Here is a 15,615-nt window from a genome sequence, read left to right as displayed (position 1 = left end):
TTCCCTTACCTTGCGACCAATTCCCCGAACGCCGGGAATCCGTCTCCCGGCGCGCCGGGGATCAGCGGTTTCGCGGGTGATTGCGGGCCGTGCGCTCATTGCCGAACTTGTACGCACCCGTCCAGCGCGCCATCACCAGCTGCGCGTCCCCCGACCCCACCTCGGCCAGGAACTTCTCCGCCCGGCCGCCGCGCAGCGTGGTCGCCGCGCGCGAGCGGTGGGTGATGGTGACGGTGCCGTCGGCACGCTGTTCGTAACTGAATCCCTGAGGTCTCGGCATACGGCGAATCCTCCCCGGCACCTCCCCGTACCGCGAACCCTTTTCCGCCGTTCTCCGCGCCCCGCGGGTGTCAGTACGGCCACTGCGGCGGGTCCACGCAGAACGCACCGCCCAGCAGGTCGTGGTCCGGGTCCCCGGGCCGCAGCTCGCCGTGCTCGGCCAGCAGCTTCTGGGTGTACTGCTCGGAGTCGTCCTGCGGCAGGTAGCCCAGCGCCTTCGCCGACGAGAGGTCCCAGGGCAGCCGGGTGTTGGCGGAGGAGCCGTTGACCACGGTGTGCCCGACCCCGGGTGCGGTCAGCGCGGCGACGAAAAGCCGGGCCGCGTCGCCCGGACTCAGCCACAGACCCAGCATCCGCACCGAAGTGGGCTCCATGAAGCACGCGCCGATCCGCACCGACACCGTCTCCAGCCCGTCCCGGTCCCAGTACAGCTGCGCCAGGTCCTCGCCGAACGCCTTGGAAAGACCGTAGTAACTGTCCGGCCGGTGCGGGGTGTCCACGGGCACCGGCGGCCCGCCGGACAGCGGGGTGAAGCCGACCGCGTGGTTGCTGGAGGCCGCCACGATCCTGCGCACACCCGCCTCCCGCGCCGCCTCGTAGAGGTTGTACGTCCCCTCGATGTTCGACCGCAGGATCTTCTCGAACGGCGCCTCCAGCGAGATTCCCGCCAGGTGCACCACCGCGTCGACCCCCGCCACCGCCTCGCGCAGCGCCTCCTTGTCCCCGAGGTCCGCCGTCACCGCCGTCGGCTCGCCCTCGATGGGCGTCGCGTCGAAGAGCCGCAGCGTGTACCCGTACGCCGGGAGCAGCCCCCGCATCAGCGTGCCGATGCCACCGGCCGCGCCGGTGAGCAGAAGGGTGCGGGAAGGGTCGGACATGGGAGAGGGCTCCTCGGCAGGGTGCCGTCGTGGGGCCGACGACCGTCGCGACGGTAGGGACAGGGCGGCGTCACGTCAAGTACGGTGCAGAACTGGGCGATTCACCCTGCTGTGGCGTCGTTACGGGGTCCAGACCGCCCGGTCGTGTGCGAAAAGCACCCGCTCCGGGGCGAATTCGGCCAGCCGCTCCAGCCACGGCCGGTGCCCGGGGCCGGGGTGACCGGTCCGGGCGGCCAGCTCGGCGTGCCCGTAGTCGGAGGCGAAGTCGTAGGCCTGCCCGGCCAGTACGACGGTGCCGCCCCGGGCCCGGCCCGACTCCACCACCAGCGACTGGTGCCCGGCCGTGTGCCCCGGCGTCGGCACGACACGCACGCCCGGCCAGATCTCCGCCTCCCCGTCCAGCACCTCGTACGCCACCGGCCGCCCCGGCGGGTCCACCAGCGCGTCGATGGTGTGGCCGCCTGCGCGCGCGAGGGCCAGTTCCCGTGCCTGTACGAAGACGGGGAGCCGGTGGGCGGCGAGGAGCGGGTTGCCGCCGATGTGGTCGAAGTGGAGGTGACAGTTGACGACGGCGGAGAGGTCGCCGGGGGTGACCCCGACGGCGGCCAGCGCGGCCGTCAGCTCCTGCCGCCGGGGCCGGTAGTGGGCATCGGTCTCCGCGCTCCCGGCGCCCAGGCCGGTGTCGAAGAGGAGCAGGCCCTCCGGGCGCCGCACCAGATAGGCGAGGACCGCCTCCACGCGCGCGTGCCCGGTGCCGGTCTCGCTCGCCGGGCGGATGAAGTGGCCGAGGTCCAGCCGGATTGTCGGGCCGTTCTCACTCGTCATCTCCCCATCCTGACATGGGAGTTCGCATGAATCCGGAGCAATTCCCGCGTGCGGCGATGAGTTTTGGCACTGGCTCCGGTCTTCCCTGGTACGGCTCCGTGCGGGGCCTTCCGGCTTCAGGAGAGGGATGTCATGACGACCACCGCGACCGCCGCTTCCACCGCAGTCGTGTTCGACCTCGAACCGGCGGCCCGGCAGGTCGTCCGGCTCCTCGACGGCGTCCCGGACGGGCGCCTGGACGCGCCGACGCCCTGCGCGGGGTTCACCGTACGGGACCTGCTGGCCCATCTGTGGGGACTGGCCACGGCGTTCCGCGACGCGGCGGACAAGCGGACCGGGGAGGAGGCGGAGGGGGCGGAGCCGGCCGACGGGGCGCGGCTGCCCGCCGACTGGCGGCGCAGGCTGCCGCGCCGGCTGCTCGCGCTCGCCGAGGCCTGGCACGGGCGGGACGCCTGGCAGGGCACCACCCGGGCCGGCGGGATCACCCTGCCCGCCGGGGTCGCCGCACAGGTGGCCCTCGACGAACTGGTGCTGCACGGCTGGGACCTGGCGCGCGCCACCGGGCAGCCGTACCGCTGCGACCGCTCCAGCCTCCAGGTGGTGTACGCGCTGCTGGCGCCCGAGGCGGACAACCCGGCGCGGGCCCCGATGTTCGGCCCCGTCGTCGACGTACCGTACGGATCGCCGTTCCTGGACCGGGTGGTGGGACTCGGCGGGCGCGACCCGAAGTGGGTGCCCCCGGCCGTGTAGTGCCCGGCCGAATCCCTCGGGGGGCTGACAACGGGCTCAGTGCCGTGCCTACCATGCGTGGCCGCGACGCGTGCCCCGGCACAGCGTCACCATCCGCCCGAGGGGAATCAGCTTGCGTACCAAGGTACTTCCCAGCCTGTTCTGCGCCGGAGTCATAGCCGCCACCAGCGTGCTCACCGGCAGCGCCGCCACCGCGGCGCCCACCCCGGCGTCCACCGCGAAGGCCGCCGCGGACGCGAACGCCACGAGCATTCGCGAGAAGCTGGAGCGCATCGAAGGACTGCGCATCGTCTCCGAGACGCAGAAGGAGGGCCGCCCCTTCTTCACGCTCACCCTGAGACAGCCCGTCGACCACGACAACCCGCGACGCGGCACCTTCGAGCAGCGGTTCACGCTGTGGCACAAGGCCGAGACCGCCCCGATGGTCCACTACACCGGCGGCTACACCCTGTCCTCCGGCACCCGTGAGATCACCACGCTCCTGGGCGCCAACCAGGTCAGCGTCGAGCACCGCTTCTTCGACAAGTCCGTGCCCGCCGGGAAGGTCGACTGGCGCAAGCTGACCATCCAGCAGCAGGCCGCCGACGAGCACAACATCGTGCAGGCCCTCAAGACGATCTACCGGGCCAAGTGGCTGGGCACCGGCGCCAGCAAGGGCGGCATGACGCAGGTCTACCACGAGCGCTTCTACCCGGACGACCTCGACGCCGTCGTCGCCTATGTCGCCCCCAACGACGCGAACAACCGCGACGACCGCGTCTACGACGACTTCTTCGCCACCGTGGGCACCCCCGAGTGCCGCACCGCGCTGGACGCCGTGCAGCGCGAGATGCTGGTCCGCCGCAAGGCGATCCTCCCGCTCTTCGAGGCCACCTCCAAGGAGCAGGGCCTCACCTTCAAGCAGCTCGGGACCACCGACCGGGCCTACGAGTTCTCCGTCCTGGACCAGGTCTGGAACTTCTGGCAGTCCGGCTCCTACACCAACTGCCCCGGCGTCCCCGACGCCAAGAAGGCCACCGACAAAGAGCTCTACGACTGGTCGCTCGGCCACGGTCTGAGCATCTACTCGGACGCCGACGCGGGCCCCGCCGGCACCGGCCCGTACTACCGCCAGGCCGCCGCCCAGCTCGGCTGGGCCGACCTCAAGTTCAAGCACCTGCGCGACGTCCGCAACTACCCGGACATCTACCAGCCCAACTCCCTGCTCCCCGCCGACATGCGCACCCGCTACAGCGGCTGGGACGCCAAGGACGTCGACCGCTGGGTCAACAAGCACGGCCAGCGGATGATGTTCGTCTACGGGCAGAATGACCCGTGGAGCGCGGAGCGCTACCGCCCCTCGCGCAAGGACTCGCACCTGTACGTGGCCCCGAACACCAACCACGGCGCCCTGATCTCCAAGCTGGTGCCGGAACAGCGGGCCGAGGCCGAGGCGACCGTCAAGCGGTGGGCGGGCGTCAAGTAGCCCTCCCGTCCGGTGAGTTGACCGCCGTGCGTGCCACGGCGGTCAACTCCGCCGCTACTTCCCCAGCGCCGCCTTCATCATCTTCTGCGCCACCGGGGCCGCCAGACCGTTTCCGCTGACCTCGGAGCGGGCCGCGCCCGAGTCCTCGATCATGACCGCCACGGCGACCTCCTTGCCGCTCGACGGGTCCTTCGCGTACGAGGTGAACCAGGCGTACGGCGTCTTGCTGTTCTTCACGCCGTGCTGCGCGGTGCCGGTCTTGCCGCCGACCTCCGCGCCCGGGATGCGGGCGTTGGTGCCGGTGCCCTCCTCGACGACCGTCACCATCGCGCTCTGCAACTGCTTGGCGGTCTGCTCCGAGACGACGCGCTTGGCGCCGTCCCCGTCCTCGAACTTCTCCAGGACGTCGCCGCCCGCGGCCAGCACCTCGGACACCATGTGCGGGGCGGGCATCTCACCGCCGTTGGCAAGCGCCGCCGACACCATCGCGATCTGCAGCGGCGTCGCCGTCACGTCGAACTGGCCGATGCCGGTCAGCGCGGTCTGCGCCTTGTCCATGCCCTTGGGGTAGACGCTCGCGTACGCCCGTACCGGCACGTCCAGCTTGGCGTTGTTGAAGCCGAACTTCTCCGCCATCGCCTTCACCTTGTCCTGGCCCAGGTCCACGGCCAGCTTCGCGAAGACGTTGTTGCAGGAGTACTTGAGCGCCGCGCGCAGCGTCGCGTTCTCGCAGGGCGCGGACCGGTTCTCGTTGTGCAGCACGGTCCGGGTGCCGGGCAGGGTGTACGGGTCGGGGCTGCTGGTGGGCACGTCCACCGAGCCGTAGAGCCCCTCCTCCAGCGCGGCCGAGGCCACCACCAGCTTGAACGTGGAGCCGGGCGGCAGCGGCTGGCGCATCGCCCGGTTGGTCATCGCCTTGTCCTCGTCCTCGCCGGACGTCAGCCGCCGCCACTCCTCGCCGTCGCTCTGCCCGCTGATCTTGGAGGGGTCGTACGACGGGGTGCTGACCATGCCGAGGATCCGGCCGGTCTTCGGGTCGATCGCGACGGCGGCGCCCTTCTTGTTGCCGAGCGCCCGGTAGCCCGCCTTCTGGACGGCCGGGTCGATGGTCGTGACGACGTTGCCGGGCCGGGTGTGCTTGCCGGTCAGCAGGTCGGAGGGGTTCTTCAGCCGGTCGTCGGTGCCGTCCAGGATGTGGCTGTAGACGCCCTCCAGCTGCGTCGAGCCGTACACCTGCGAGCTGTAGCCGGTCACCGCCGAGTAGAGCTCGCCGTCGGTGTAGGTGCGCTTGTAGGCGAGGTCGCTGCCCTCCGTCTTCTTCGATCCGGTGACCGGGGAACCGGCCACGATGATGTTCCCGAGCGGGTTCGCGTACTGCGCGATGATGTTCCGCCGGTTGTCCTTGTGGTCTGCGAGAGCCTTGCCTTCGTACGCCTGCACCCAGGTCACCCGCACCAGAAGGGCGAGGACGAGCAGGAGACAGAAGACCGAGGCGTGCCTGATCGTCTTGTTCATCCTGTGGGGGAGGACGAGCGAAGACCGGTCAGATGTTCCCGTTGTGCCCCACTTCTCATGGTTTCCTCATGAGGGGAGTGGGGCAGGGGAGGCGCGGCGGGGGTACGGCGGAGGCGCGGCGGGCGGTCAGCCGGGGCGGATGAATCCGGTTTCGTACGCCAGGATCACCGCCTGGGTGCGGTCCCTGGCCCCGGTCTTCGCCAGCACCGCAGCCACATGGGTCTTCGCGGTGGCGGCGCCGAAGCCCACGGCGGCGGCGATCTCCGCGTTCGTCAGGCCCTTGGCCATCAGCCGCAGCACCTCCGACTCCCGCTCGGTGAGCCGGTGCACCCAGGGCGGAGCCGCCGCCTCGGCCTGCCGGCCGTACTCGGCGGCCAGCGCCCGGACCGCGGCCGGGAAGAGCAGGCTGTCGCTGCGGGCGACCAGCCGGACCGCCTGCACCAGGTCCTCGGCGGCCGACCGCTTCAGCAGGAACCCGGCCGCGCCCGCGCGCAGCGCGTCGTACACATAAGCGTCGTTCTCGAAGGTGGTGACGACGACGATCCGGGGCGGCGGGTCGAGGGTGGCGAGGATCTGCTCGGTGGCGCGGATGCCGTCGATCTGGGGCATCCGTACGTCCATCAGGACCACGTCCGGGCGCAGCGCACGCACCACGGAGACCGCCTCCGCACCGGTGGCCGCCTCACCGACGACCTCCAGATCGGGTTCCGCGTCGAGGATGACGCGCAGGGCGGTGCGGACCATGCGCTCGTCGTCGGCGAGGACGAGGCGGACGGGAGGGGCGGAGGGAGTGCGGGGCTCGTTCATCGGGTGCCGCCTTCGGTGCGGTCATGGCTGTCGGTACGTGGGCGGGGCGCGAGCGGCAGCCGGGCCGTGAGGCGCCAGACCCCGTCGTGCGGTCCGGCCTCGGTGCGCCCGCCGAGCAGGATTGCCCGCTCCGCCGCGCCGCGCAGACCGCGACCGCCTCCCGGGCGCGCCACGGGCGCGCGGGCGGCCAGTGGGTTCTCCATCACGATGCTCAAGATCCTCGGTTCCCCGTCGTTCGATTCCCCGTCCTTCTCCGATGTGCCGTCCTCCAGGGCGAGACGCAGCGACACGGGTACCCCGCCGCCGTGCCGCAGCGCGTTGCTCAGGCCCTCCTGGACGATCCGGTACGCCTCCCGGGACACCGGCTCCGGCACCTCGGTGAGGTCGCCGTCCCCGGTGCGCGCCACCGCGACACCGCTGCGCGCCACCAGGTCGTCCAGCGCGTCGAGGGCCGGGCCCGCGAGGTCCGCCGAATTCTCCTCGCCCCGGCGCAACACCCCCAGTACGGCGTCGAGTTCACCGACCGTACGCCGGGTGGTCTCCTCGATGGCGGTCAGGGCCTCCCGTACGAACTCCACGTCCGAGGGCCGCCCGCTGTCCAGCACCTTGCGCGCCGCACCCGCCTGGAGCGTCACCGCGCTCAGCGCGTGCCCCACCGAGTCGTGCAGCTCCCTGGCGAGCCGGTTGCGGGCGGCCAGGTCGGCGGCCCGCCGCTCGGCCGCCGCGAGCCGGTCGGTGGGGCTCGGCCCGAGCAGTACGGGTGCGACCCGGACGAGCAGCGCCGCACACGCGGCGCTCGCGGCGGCCAGGAGCAGCATCGACACGACCCCGGCCACCGGGGAGAGCGCCAGCGTCCAGGTCCGGTCGCTGAACGGGGGGACGTCGAACCCGCTGCCCCGCAGCCCCGGCGCGAACGGCAGCACCACTAGCAGCGCCGCGAACGGGGTCAGCGCCAGCGACGCCCCCGCGATGATCCCGCCGAGCCCCAGGTGCAGCACGAACCACCCGGCGGTCCGCACCCGCGCCGCCCGCGTCCCGGCCGCCCCTTCCGCGAGCCCGTCGCCGCCGCCCGGCGCCTCCGGCAGCAGCTTCAGCGAACGGATCGCCGCCACCGAGAACGGCCTGGCCGGAGCGAGCAGCCCGAAGACGGCGATCATCGGCAGCGTGGCCAGGAACGCCCCGAACTGCGTCGGTACGGAGACGAAGACGTTGGGCGCACCGGTCGCGGGCCCCACCACCACGACCGCGACCAGGTAGAACGGCATCAACAGGGCACCGCCCACGACCAGATGGAGCCAGCCCGCCCGGGCCGGGCGGCCGAACAGCCGCCCCCGCAGCACGCGGATCATGCGCGGTGCACGGTTCACGCGCGGTGCACGGTTCATGCGCCGAGCCGCCGCCCGCCGTGCCGCCGCCCCAGGAAGAACGCGGTGCCGCCGCCGAGGGCGAGAAGACCGGTGATCATCTGGACAGCGTAGGACAACGCCTGCACGGTGGCGGGCCGTTCCCCGTCGAAGCCGCCGATCGTCCAGCTGAGCAGCAGCCAGCCGCCCCAGCAGCCGAGCGCCCCGCCGCTGACCCAGGCCACCGCCAGGGGTGCCTTCAGCGGCAGCCCGCCGCCGATCCGCAGCACGAGCACCAGCAGGCTCGCGGCCAGGGCCAGCGCGAATCCGGCGTGCGCACCGGCGACGACCCGCGCACTCACCGGCAGGGCGCCGCTCCCGTCAGGACCGTCGCCCAGCCCGAACCGTTCCGCGGCCCCGACCGCCCGCAGCACGCACGGCACGGCGGCGAGCACGGCCAGCGCGGCGGCCGTCAGGGCGGTGGTCCGCAGCCCGCCACCGAGCGGCGCGAGCGTGCCGACCCGGCCCTGCCACAGGTGGCCCCACCGCTCACGGGCGTACGGCACGAAGAGCGATCCCAGCGTGACGCCCTGGAGGATGAAGCCGCCGTACACCACCATGAAGACCCACTCCTGAAGGAACGGCGCACTGTCCGAGGGAGTGGGCGCGCCCCCGGCGAACGCCTCCACCGCCAGCTGGAGCGGGAACCCCGCCATGATCGGCGCCAGCAGCCCGATCGCCGCCCACATCGGCAGGAGCAGGAACACGGCGGGGACCCGGCGGCCCCACCCCTGCGTGAGCAGCAGCGCCAGCACGATCACGCACGCGTCCATCAGGACGGTCAGCGCGTTGCCGACGGCCATCATCTCCGGGCGGTCCAGCAGGACACTCCCGTCGGGAATGCCCAGTCGGCCGCCGCCGATCCAGCTGACCTTGAGCGCCAGGTACGGGACGCAGGAGGCGATGGCCACGGCCCGCAGGACGTGGCGGGCGGGGGAGAGGGGCCGGGGGAGGGCGAGCTCCGGGGCGGCCGCGGCGCGTGCGGTGAGCGGTGTGTGTGCCATGCCCCTCAGGCTTCCGGGCGGGCGGCCGCGCCGCGTCCTGCCGGGCGACGATCCGCCTCCGCCGTGCGGGGGAGCGGGAATGGAACGCGGGTCCGCCCCGTTGCCCTCTTTGTTGAGACTTGTACTTGTGCGAATCGAGAGAAGAAACCCATGGTCACGCCCGCCCCCGCCGCCCTGCGCGTGGAAATCTGGTCCGATATCGCCTGCCCCTGGTGCTACGTCGGCAAGGCCCGCTTCGAGAAGGGCCTGGAGGCGTTCGCGCACCGCGCGGACGTCGAGGTCGTGCACCGCTCCTTCGAGCTGGACCCCGGCCGCGCCAAGGGCGACGTCGAGCCGGTGATCGACATGCTGGCCAAGAAGTACGGGCGGACCCGCGAGCAGGCGCGGGCGATGGAGGAGACCGTCGCCTCCCAGGCGCACGCCGAGGGGCTTGGCTACCGCACCGAGGGCCGCGACAACGGCTCCACCTTCGACATCCACCGCGTACTGCACCTCGCCAAGGCGCGCGGTCTGCAGAGCGAACTGCTCGACCTGGCCTACCGGACCAACTTCGCCGAGGAGACCTCCGTCTTCGACTCCGAGGTACTGGTGGGGCTCGCGGTGCGGGCGGGGCTGGACGAGGCGGAGACGCGGGCGGTGCTGGCCGACCCGGAGGCGTACGCCGAGGACGTGCGCGCGGATGAGCGCGAGGCGGCCGAACTGGGTGCCAACGGCGTCCCGTTCTTCGTCTTCGACCGGCGGTACGGGGTTTCCGGCGGGCAGCCCGCCGAGGTCTTCACCCAGGCGCTGGAGCAGGCCTGGCAGGGGCGGGGGCCGCTGATGACGATCGCCGCGTCCGACGCTCCCGCCGACGGCGCGAGCTGCGACGTGGACGGCAACTGCTCCTGAACGAAACGCTGTGGACGGGGAGTTGACGCACGCGGCACAGTGGCCGCATGACGACTTCTCCCCTCCACGGCCTCGCCCCGGAAGAGTTCGCCCCGCAGGCGACGTACCTCAACACCTCGTCGTACGGGCTGCTGCCGCGCCGCACCGTCGACGCCGTCAAGGCCCTGGCCGAGCGGAGCGCCACCGGGACCTCCGCCAACCCCGGGTCCTTCGAGTCCTTCGAGCGGGCGCGTGAGTCCTACGGGCGGCTGGTGTCGGTGCCCGGCGAGCGGGTCGCCCTGGGCTCCTCGGTCGCGGCCCATGTGTCGCTCGTGGCGGGCGCGCTGCCCGCCGGGGCCGAGGTGCTGATCCCCGAGGGGGAGTTCTCCTCGCTGGTCACCCCCTTCTCCGTACGGGACGAACTGAAGGTGCGGTACGTCCCGTTGGAGGAGCTGGCCGCCGAGGTGCGCCCGGAGACGGCGCTGGTGGCCTGGACGGCCGTGCAGTCGGCGGACGGGCGGCTCGCGGACGACGCGGCGATCCGGGCGGCCGCCTCGGCGCACGGGGCGCGGACCCTGGCGGACCTGTCGCAGTCGGCGGGCTGGCTGTCGTCCTCGGCAGGGGAGTACGACTACACGGTGGCGGCGGGCTACAAGTACCTGATGTGCCCGCGCGGGGTGTCGTTCCTGACGGTGTCCGAGGAGGCACAGGAGTACACGCTGCCGGCGCAGGCGGGGTGGGCGGCGGCGGCCGACCCCTGGGCCAGCACATACGGCCCGGTCGCCGAACTCGCCGACTCCGCACGGCGGTTCGACGTGTCCGTGCCGTTCCTCTGCTACGAGGGTGCGGTGGAGTCGCTGGCGCTGGTGGAGGAGCTCGGGACCGAAGCGGTCCGGGCGTACGACGTGGCCCTCGCGGACCGCTTCCGCGCGGGCCTGGCCGACCTGGGCCACGTCCCGGTGCCCTCGCCGGGTTCCACGGTGGTGGCGATACCCGGCCTGGGCGGACAGGCGGAGCGGCTGGCCGAAGCCGGAATCCGGGTCTCCGCCCGAGCGGGAAACCTCCGCGCCTCCTTCCACCTCTACAACACCACGACGGACGTCGACCACCTCCTCAACACCCTCTAACCCCACCCCGCCCCCGCCGGGCGGCGGTGCCGCGCGCCGAGCCCCTGGGCGGCGGGGCCGCCCCTGCCCCCACCCCCCCCAGCCCCCTTGGGCGGCGGGGCCGCCCCCCGGGGGCGGAACGGGCGGGCAAGGGGGCGGCCCCCGGCGGAGCCGCACAACTCGCCCCGCCCGCCCTCCGCCCCCGCCCCGCGCCCTACGCCCCCGCCCTCCCCCTACGCGCCAGCACCACCGCCCCGGCCCCCGCCGCCAACAGCACCACGCCACCCCCCACCAGATACGGCGTCACCGAACTCCCCCCGGTCTCCGCCAAGTTCACCGCCCCCTGCGGCTCCAGCTCCGCCGGAGCAGCAGCCGGTGCAGCAGCCGGAGCCGGAGCCGGAGCCCCAGCCATAGGAGCCCCTCCCGCAGGCACCGGCCCCGCCCCCACCGTCCGCACATCCGGCACCGTGCACCCAGCCTCCGCCACCGTCACCACCCCCTCCACCTCCGCCACATTCAGCTTCAGCGGATTCACCGACACCTTCAGCTCCAGCGCGGCCGCCGCCGCACTCCGCGTCGTCGTGTGCGTCTTCGACAGGGTCAGCGCGACCTCGCCCACCCCCGGCACCGCCACCCTCGTCCGCCCGCCCGCCGTGAGCGTGACCCGCTTGCCCAGCACGGTCACCCGTCCCAGTACGTTCGCCTCCGCCACCGGCCTGGCCCCCGCCACGCACACCGCCTTCGAGGTGACCTTCTCCAGCTCGATCAGCGAGAGCAGCGGCAGTCCGGGCACATGCACCCTGGCGTGCGCCAGCTCGGAACGCCCCTCGGCCCGGTCGCCCTCGACCGTCGCTTTTGCGGTGGCGACGTCCGCCCGCAGCAGCGACACCGGCCGTCCCTTGTCGACACCGTCGACCGTCACGGTCAGTGCGGTGCGTCCGGCGCTCGCCGGTGCGTGCACCTCGTTGAGGGACGCCCGCACCGGCACGTTCACCGTCTTGTTCAGGAGCGACACGTCGAGCCCGGCCCGCAGCACGGACGCGTTCGCCTTCCCCGGGTCACCGCCGGTGGCCGAGGCGGTTCCCGCCGACAGGAGCACCACGGGCCCGGCGGCCAGGACGAGCGCCGCCGCACCCGCGACGGAACGGCGTGCGGGCATGCGGAAGAGAGAGCTGTTCAAGGTGGTGGAACCCCCACAGGAGAAAGGGACCGCCGGACAGGCACCCGCCACGGGGGACACCGTGGGTGCAGCCGGACGGCCGGGACACGGGGAATCTTTACGCACTGAGGGTGAATGGACAGTCACCTGACGTCAGTTCACCCCAAAGGGGTGTTTCCGGCCCTACGTTCGGATCTCCAGGCACGGACGTTCCCCGCAGCCCCACCCCGCTCACCCTCCCGAGGGGCGCACCCGCGAATCCGGCGCGCGCACTACCCCGCTCAGCCCCCCACCCCGCTCAACCCACTACCCCGCTCAGCCCACCACCCGCCCGTTCAGCACCACGTGCCGAGGCGCCCCCAGCACCCGTACGTCCGCCCTCGGGTCCGCCTCGTACACCACCAGGTCCGCCGGAGCCCCCTCCTCCAGGCCCGGCCGCCCCAGCCACTCCCGCGCCCCCCACGCGGTCGCGTTCAGCGCGTCCCGTACCGGAATGCCCGCCTTCACCAGCTCGGCGACCTCCTCGCCGACCAGTCCGTGCGCCAGCGAACCCCCGGCGTCGGTGCCGACGAAGATCGGGATCCCGGCGTCGTAGGCCGCGCGCACCGTGTCGTAGCGGCGGGCGTGCAGCTCCCGCATGTGGGCCGACCAGCGGGGGAACTTGGCCTCGCCGCCGTCCGCGAGGTGCGGGAACGTCGCGATGTTGACGAGGGTCGGGACGATCGCGACGCCGCGCTCCGCGAACAGCGGGATGGTGTCCTCGGTCAGGCCCGTCGCGTGCTCCACGCAGTCGATGCCCGCCTCGACCAGGTCCCGCAGCGAGTTCTCCGCGAAGCAGTGCGCGGTCACCCGGGCCCCCAGCCGGTGCGCCTCGGCGATGGCCGCCTCGACCTCGCCGCGCGGCCAGCACGGCGTCAGGTCACCGGCTTCGCGGTCGATCCAGTCGCCGACCAGCTTCACCCAGCCGTCGCTGCGCCGCGCCTCGGCCGCCACGTACGCGACCAGGTCGCCGGGCTCGATCTCGTGGGCGTAGTTGCGGATGTAACGGCGGGTGCGGGCGATGTGCCGGCCCGCGCGGATGATCTTCGGGAGGTCCTCGCGGTCGTCGATCCAGCGGGTGTCGGCCGCCGAGCCCGCGTCCCGCAGCAGCAGCGCTCCCGCGCCCCGGTCGGTGAGCGCCTGCTTCTCGCTGGTCTGCGCGTCCACCGCGCCGTGCGCGTCGAGCCCCACGTGGCAGTGCGCGTCGACCAGGCCCGGCAGCACCCAGCCCTCGACCACCGCGAAGCCGTCGCCGGGGGGCCGTTCGAAGGTGATGCGGCCGTCGACCGCCCAGAGTTCCTCCCGTACGTCCTCGGGCCCGGCGAGCACCCGCCCCTTCACGTGCAGCACTTCGTGATCGCTCATGTCCAGCACTGTACGAGCGGGGGCTACCCTCGGCCGAGCAGCACCGAACACCGAGCACCGAACACCGATCCGAAGAACCGATCCGAAGATCCGAAGAGAGCGCACCCGTGACCCACCCCCTGCTGGACCTGCCTCCCGTCACCGCCGCGGACTTCGCCCGCATCGAGCGGAAAGTCGCCGCCCTGCTCGGCACCGAGCAGGACGTCGTGATCATGCAGGGCGAGGCGCTGCTGCCGCTGGAGGCGTGCATCCGGGCCGGCGCCCCGCGCGGTTCGAGCGCGCTGAACATCGTCACCGGTCCCTACGGGCAGACCTTCGGCAACTGGCTGCGGGACTGCGGTGCCACCGTGACCGACCTCGACGTGCCGTTCCACACGGCGGTCACCGCCGACGCGGTGCGTGAAGCCCTCGCCGCCCACCCGGAGATCTCCTTCGTGTCGCTCGTGCACGCCGAGGCGGCCACCGGCAACACCAACCCGGTCGCGGAGATCGGTGAAGTGGTGCGCGCGCACGGGGCGTTGTTCTACCTCGACGCCGTCGCCTCGGTGGGCGCGGAGCCGGTCCTCCCCGACGCGTGGGGCGTCGACATGTGCGTCATCGGCGCCCAGAAGGCGATGGGCGGCCCGGCCGGGGTCTCCGCGGTGTCCGTGAGCGCCCGCGCCTGGGAGCGGTTCGCCGCCAACCCGGACGCGCCCAGGGCCTCGTACCTCTCGCTGCTCGACTGGAAGCAGCGGTGGGTCGACGGCGGACGCAAGGCGCTGATGTTCGCCCCCGCGCAGCTGGAGATGCTGGCGCTGGAGGCCTGCCTGGAGCGGATCGCGGACGAGGGCATCGACTCCGTGACCGCGCGGCACGCCGCGGCAGCCGCCGCGGCCCGGGCCGGTGCGCTCGCCCTGGGCGGCGGGATCGAGCCGTTCGTGTACGAGGCGAAGGACGCGGCGCCCGTCGCCACGACCCTGCGCGTCACGGGCGGGCTCGACGCGTCCGAGGTGGTCGCGAAGGCGCTGGCGCTCGACCCGGCGGTGCCGCTGATCGCGGGCGGCGGGGCGCTCGCCAAGGAGATGATCCGGGTCAACCACTACGGGCAGGACGCCACCGCCGACGTCGTACGGGCCTCGCTAGCGGCCCTGGGCGGGGCGCTGGCCGGGCTCGGACGGAGCGCGGACCTCGCTTCTGCCCAGCAGGCAGTGACGGAAACCTGGCCCGCCGAATAATTCGCAGAGGAATTACAAAGGAAATCCGAGTACCACACCGGAATTCACGGAAAACGGGAAGCTGCTTATTCGGCGCAGCTTCCCGTTTTCTTATGCCCGCTTCTTCCGAGGCTAAACGCTAAGTTTTCGATAAGGGAGAATCGTGCAATTCGGGCACGTCTCGCAGGAGTTACGAGCCTGTGACCGACCCCACATGGAAGGAGATTTGCCCGGTAATTTCCGGGCAAATCAGCTTGATTTGCGACCGGAGTCGGACGGTTTCGCGCCCGCGCGATATCACAAGCGCGGATTTCGCCCAACCCTGGCCCACGATGCATTTTTTGAATTTGCTCGGTAAATTTCATCGACATGACTGCCGCACAAGCAGACCTACCGACCGCAACCCTTTTGCCGAACGACAGCCTGGAGATCGACAGCCCACGAGTGGAGGACGGAGCCGCGATCTGGCGCATCGCCCGCGACTCCGAGGTCCTGGACCTCAACTCCTCGTACAGCTACCTCCTGTGGTGCCGCGACTTCGCCGCCACCTCCGTCGTCGCCCGCGACCGGCCGGGCGGTGACCCCATCGCGTTCATCACCGGCTACGTACGCCCGGAGCGCCCGGAGACGCTGGTCGTCTGGCAGGTAGCGGTCGACGGCGAGCACCGCGGCCGGGGCCTGGCCGGAACGCTCCTCGACGCACTGACCACGAAGGCCGCCGCCAGCCACGGCATCAGCACGGTCGAGACGACCGTGACCCCGGACAACGTCCCGTCCGACAGGCTGTTCACCTCCTACGCCGAGCGCCGTGGCGCGGAACTGACCCGCGAGGTCCTCTTCGACGGAGCGCTCTTCCCCGCCGAGTCCGGCGACGCGCACCTGCCCGAGGTGCTCTACCGGATCAGTCCGGTAGCGGCCGGCTGACGTCCCGCCGCCCCGCCCCCCCCCGCGCACGACGCA

15 protein-coding genes are annotated in these 15,615 nt (G+C 72.4%); 6 read left to right on the top strand and 9 right to left on the bottom strand.

Going from position 1 to position 15,615, the window contains the following annotated elements:
* Positions 1 to 61: 61 nt before the first annotated feature.
* The 3 genes from ACZ5PB_RS27880 to ACZ5PB_RS27870 all read right to left on the bottom strand — a co-directional run bounded on the left by ACZ5PB_RS27880 (position 62) and on the right by ACZ5PB_RS27870 (position 1,982).
* Complete coding sequence (locus ACZ5PB_RS27880; protein ID WP_468694726.1) at positions 62 to 280, bottom strand: hypothetical protein; 219 nt, start codon at positions 278 to 280, stop codon at positions 62 to 64.
* A gap of 70 nt (positions 281 to 350) precedes the next feature.
* Positions 351 to 1,157, bottom strand: a complete 807-nt coding sequence (locus ACZ5PB_RS27875) for an NAD-dependent epimerase/dehydratase family protein (protein ID WP_468694725.1) — start codon at positions 1,155 to 1,157, stop codon at positions 351 to 353.
* A gap of 120 nt (positions 1,158 to 1,277) precedes the next feature.
* Positions 1,278 to 1,982 carry an N-acyl homoserine lactonase family protein gene (locus tag ACZ5PB_RS27870; protein WP_468694723.1) on the bottom strand — a complete coding sequence of 235 codons (705 nt, stop codon included), beginning with the start codon at positions 1,980 to 1,982 and terminating at the stop codon, positions 1,278 to 1,280.
* Positions 1,983 to 2,114: 132 nt separating this feature from the next.
* Between ACZ5PB_RS27870 and ACZ5PB_RS27865 the strand changes: the two genes are divergently transcribed.
* Together ACZ5PB_RS27865 and ACZ5PB_RS27860 are read left to right on the top strand one after the other, a co-directional pair.
* A complete protein-coding gene (locus tag ACZ5PB_RS27865) occupies positions 2,115 to 2,732 on the top strand; it encodes a TIGR03086 family metal-binding protein (RefSeq protein ID WP_468694721.1) in 618 nt (205 codons plus the stop codon).
* 112 nt (positions 2,733 to 2,844) lie between these two features.
* The gene (locus ACZ5PB_RS27860) at positions 2,845 to 4,197 is read left to right on the top strand and encodes a S28 family serine protease (RefSeq protein WP_468694719.1); all 1,353 of its coding nucleotides are present in this window, start codon (positions 2,845 to 2,847) and stop codon (positions 4,195 to 4,197) included.
* Positions 4,198 to 4,251: 54 nt separating this feature from the next.
* Here ACZ5PB_RS27860 and ACZ5PB_RS27855 read toward each other — a convergent pair whose 3' ends face one another.
* The 4 genes from ACZ5PB_RS27855 to ACZ5PB_RS27840 all read right to left on the bottom strand — a co-directional run bounded on the left by ACZ5PB_RS27855 (position 4,252) and on the right by ACZ5PB_RS27840 (position 8,926).
* A complete protein-coding gene (locus ACZ5PB_RS27855; protein ID WP_468694717.1) occupies positions 4,252 to 5,712 on the bottom strand; it encodes a peptidoglycan D,D-transpeptidase FtsI family protein in 1,461 nt (486 codons plus the stop codon).
* Positions 5,713 to 5,838: 126 nt separating this feature from the next.
* Entirely contained in the window at positions 5,839 to 6,519 is a 681-nt protein-coding gene (locus ACZ5PB_RS27850) for a response regulator transcription factor (protein WP_468694716.1), read from the bottom strand.
* Positions 6,516 to 7,904, bottom strand: a complete 1,389-nt coding sequence (locus tag ACZ5PB_RS27845; RefSeq protein WP_468694714.1) for a sensor histidine kinase — start codon at positions 7,902 to 7,904, stop codon at positions 6,516 to 6,518. The genes ACZ5PB_RS27850 and ACZ5PB_RS27845 overlap by 4 nt, the downstream gene beginning before the upstream one ends.
* On the bottom strand, positions 7,901 to 8,926 hold the full coding sequence (locus tag ACZ5PB_RS27840) for a hypothetical protein (RefSeq protein WP_468694713.1): 1,026 nt from the start codon (positions 8,924 to 8,926) through the stop codon (positions 7,901 to 7,903). The genes ACZ5PB_RS27845 and ACZ5PB_RS27840 overlap by 4 nt, the downstream gene beginning before the upstream one ends.
* Positions 8,927 to 9,100: 174 nt before the next feature.
* Here ACZ5PB_RS27840 and ACZ5PB_RS27835 point away from each other — a divergent pair, with 174 nt between their 5' ends.
* Together ACZ5PB_RS27835 and ACZ5PB_RS27830 are read left to right on the top strand one after the other, a co-directional pair.
* Positions 9,101 to 9,814: a DsbA family oxidoreductase gene (locus tag ACZ5PB_RS27835; RefSeq protein ID WP_468694920.1), complete on the top strand. Its 714-nt coding sequence runs from the start codon at positions 9,101 to 9,103 to the stop codon at positions 9,812 to 9,814.
* Positions 9,815 to 9,861: 47 nt separating this feature from the next.
* The gene (locus tag ACZ5PB_RS27830; protein WP_468694711.1) at positions 9,862 to 10,920 is read left to right on the top strand and encodes an aminotransferase class V-fold PLP-dependent enzyme; all 1,059 of its coding nucleotides are present in this window, start codon (positions 9,862 to 9,864) and stop codon (positions 10,918 to 10,920) included.
* A 193-nt stretch (positions 10,921 to 11,113) separates the two neighbouring features.
* On the opposite strand, the gene ACZ5PB_RS27825 is transcribed toward ACZ5PB_RS27830, so the two are convergent.
* Both ACZ5PB_RS27825 and ACZ5PB_RS27820 read right to left on the bottom strand, forming a co-directional pair.
* The gene (locus tag ACZ5PB_RS27825) at positions 11,114 to 12,079 is read right to left on the bottom strand and encodes an SCO1860 family LAETG-anchored protein (protein WP_468694710.1); all 966 of its coding nucleotides are present in this window, start codon (positions 12,077 to 12,079) and stop codon (positions 11,114 to 11,116) included.
* A gap of 294 nt (positions 12,080 to 12,373) precedes the next feature.
* A complete protein-coding gene (locus ACZ5PB_RS27820; protein ID WP_468694709.1) occupies positions 12,374 to 13,462 on the bottom strand; it encodes an amidohydrolase family protein in 1,089 nt (362 codons plus the stop codon).
* 107 nt (positions 13,463 to 13,569) lie between these two features.
* Here ACZ5PB_RS27820 and ACZ5PB_RS27815 point away from each other — a divergent pair, with 107 nt between their 5' ends.
* Positions 13,570 to 14,676 (top strand): pyridoxal-phosphate-dependent aminotransferase family protein, encoded by a 1,107-nt coding sequence (locus tag ACZ5PB_RS27815; protein ID WP_468694707.1) that lies wholly within the window; start codon positions 13,570 to 13,572, stop codon positions 14,674 to 14,676.
* Between the two features lie 348 nt (positions 14,677 to 15,024).
* Positions 15,025 to 15,579 carry a diaminobutyrate acetyltransferase gene (gene ectA / locus ACZ5PB_RS27810; protein WP_468694706.1) on the top strand — a complete coding sequence of 185 codons (555 nt, stop codon included), beginning with the start codon at positions 15,025 to 15,027 and terminating at the stop codon, positions 15,577 to 15,579.
* Positions 15,580 to 15,615 lie beyond the last annotated feature (36 nt).

The sequence above is a fragment of the Streptomyces sp. NPDC032721 genome (assembly GCF_055579625.1).
The sequence above is the reverse complement of the archived record's forward strand: the minus strand, read 5'-3'. Positions and strand labels throughout refer to the sequence as shown.

Bases quoted from the DNA above. Each gene is read 5' to 3' on its own strand.
- ACZ5PB_RS27840 (WP_468694713.1), bottom strand. From the start codon at position 8,926: ATGGCACACACACCGCTCACCGCACGCGCCGCGGCCGCCCCGGAGCTC.
- ACZ5PB_RS27820 (WP_468694709.1), bottom strand. From the start codon at position 13,462: ATGAGCGATCACGAAGTGCTGCACGTGAAGGGGCGGGTGCTCGCCGGG.
- ACZ5PB_RS27850 (WP_468694716.1), bottom strand. From the start codon at position 6,519: ATGAACGAGCCCCGCACTCCCTCCGCCCCTCCCGTCCGCCTCGTCCTC.
- ACZ5PB_RS27830 (WP_468694711.1), top strand. From the start codon at position 9,862: ATGACGACTTCTCCCCTCCACGGCCTCGCCCCGGAAGAGTTCGCCCCG.
- ACZ5PB_RS27870 (WP_468694723.1), bottom strand. From the start codon at position 1,982: ATGACGAGTGAGAACGGCCCGACAATCCGGCTGGACCTCGGCCACTTC.
- ACZ5PB_RS27855 (WP_468694717.1), bottom strand. From the start codon at position 5,712: ATGAACAAGACGATCAGGCACGCCTCGGTCTTCTGTCTCCTGCTCGTC.
- ACZ5PB_RS27880 (WP_468694726.1), bottom strand. From the start codon at position 280: ATGCCGAGACCTCAGGGATTCAGTTACGAACAGCGTGCCGACGGCACC.
- ACZ5PB_RS27875 (WP_468694725.1), bottom strand. From the start codon at position 1,157: ATGTCCGACCCTTCCCGCACCCTTCTGCTCACCGGCGCGGCCGGTGGC.
- ectA (WP_468694706.1), top strand. From the start codon at position 15,025: ATGACTGCCGCACAAGCAGACCTACCGACCGCAACCCTTTTGCCGAAC.
- ACZ5PB_RS27865 (WP_468694721.1), top strand. From the start codon at position 2,115: ATGACGACCACCGCGACCGCCGCTTCCACCGCAGTCGTGTTCGACCTC.
- ACZ5PB_RS27845 (WP_468694714.1), bottom strand. From the start codon at position 7,904: ATGAACCGTGCACCGCGCGTGAACCGTGCACCGCGCATGATCCGCGTG.